This window comes from Mesorhizobium sp. M7D.F.Ca.US.004.03.1.1 (assembly GCF_003998635.1).
GTDB classification, from domain to species: domain Bacteria; phylum Pseudomonadota; class Alphaproteobacteria; order Rhizobiales; family Rhizobiaceae; genus Mesorhizobium; species Mesorhizobium loti.
In genome coordinates this window covers 1-1,316 of sequence record NZ_RZQG01001268.1, presented here as the reverse complement: position 1 = coordinate 1,316, position 1,316 = coordinate 1, and the positions used below count along the sequence as shown (strand labels likewise).

At 54.1% G+C, this 1,316-nt stretch carries 2 protein-coding genes; one reads left to right on the top strand and one right to left on the bottom strand.

What is annotated here, in order from left to right; genetic code table 11:
• Positions 1-124: 124 nt before the first annotated feature.
• The gene (locus EN935_RS36225; protein WP_127374240.1) at positions 125-544 is read left to right on the top strand and encodes a RidA family protein; all 420 of its coding nucleotides are present in this window, start codon (positions 125-127) and stop codon (positions 542-544) included.
• Positions 545-593: 49 nt separating this feature from the next.
• Here EN935_RS36225 and EN935_RS36220 read toward each other — a convergent pair.
• The coding region (locus EN935_RS36220) for a GntR family transcriptional regulator (RefSeq protein ID WP_206534667.1) at positions 594-1,316 on the bottom strand (723 nt) is incomplete at its 5' end.

The following is a 1,316-nucleotide window of genomic DNA, read 5'->3' as shown; positions in this document are numbered from 1 at the left end:
TGACAAGTTTTTTGCGGCGGATGACGCGAGAGATGCCCGCGTAACCAAATTCCTGGGAAAGGTCCTTTGAACTGCAGCTTGGTCACGACGATTGAGCAGGTCAAAAATTGCCGGAGCACCTCTGATGAGTAGAATAAGACGAGCGATAAGCCCCCTGGTTGCGGAGCCGCCAGAGCAATTATGGTCGAACTGTCTGGTGGCAGGCGGCTTTGCTTATATTACGGGTCAAACGGCTGGCGAATATATCCTCGATCCGGAAGCCTCTGGTCAAACGGGGCGCGATGATCAGAACGAAGAATACAGACAGGCAAAGATCGCGTTTCAAAAGATTGAAGCGCTGATCTGTGCCGCCGGCGGTACAATGGCTGATGTGGTTAAGCTAACTGTTTACGTGACCGATATGAAGCGGCGACAGGGGATATGGGCCGCTCGCCGAGAATTTTTTAGCGGCGATTTTCCTTGCGTCACTCTGTTTGAGGTTTCGGCTCTTGCTAGCCCCGAATTCGTCGTAGAAATAGACGCCATCGCCTATGTCGGATCCTGACTGGAACAGTTTTCGCACGCCGCCCTGGACGGTCAACGCGCCGGTTTGGTCAGGCTAGTCCAAGGGGTGTGTGGTTGCGCCCATTGGCAATGATTTCAATCAGTCCCCGGCGCGTCTCCTCATTGTGATCGACGATGATCTTTCTTGCCGCGACTGGATCTCGTTGGCGCAGAATTGTAACGATGCGATGATGGTCGGCGTGGGTCTGTGTGTTGATATCTCGCGATTGCGCCCCGACATAAAAGTACCGCTCCAGTTCATCGAACTGCCGTTTTGCGACTTCGATCAAACGCTGGTTACCTGTCGAGCCCGCAATTGCCATGTGAAACTCTCTGTTGGCGCCAATGAACAGGTCAAGATTCGACAAGGTTCTTTTGTCATAGCTAGCGTCTGCCAGGCGCTCCAGTTCATCAAGCTGTTGATCCGTGATCCGGTCCACGGCCAAGCCAACCGTCCCACCTTCGACAACGGAGCGCGCATCGAAGAGCTCATTCATGTCACTTATCGTTAGCGGATTGATCTGATAGCCCCGACGCGGATAGGCGCGAACGAAACCTTCGGTCTGGAGCCTAGCCAGTGCTTCTCGAACAGGGGTTTTGCTCATCGACATCTTGTCGGCGATGTCGGTTTCTGAAATTTCGCTTCCTGGCTGTAGGCGCACAGAGAGAATCTCGCGCCGGAGCTGCGCATAGGCCTTCTCCATCAGCGAATATGGTCGCGTTTTGGTTGCCCGTGTAGGCAGACTGGACTCCGTTTTCGCACGAGAGCTCTC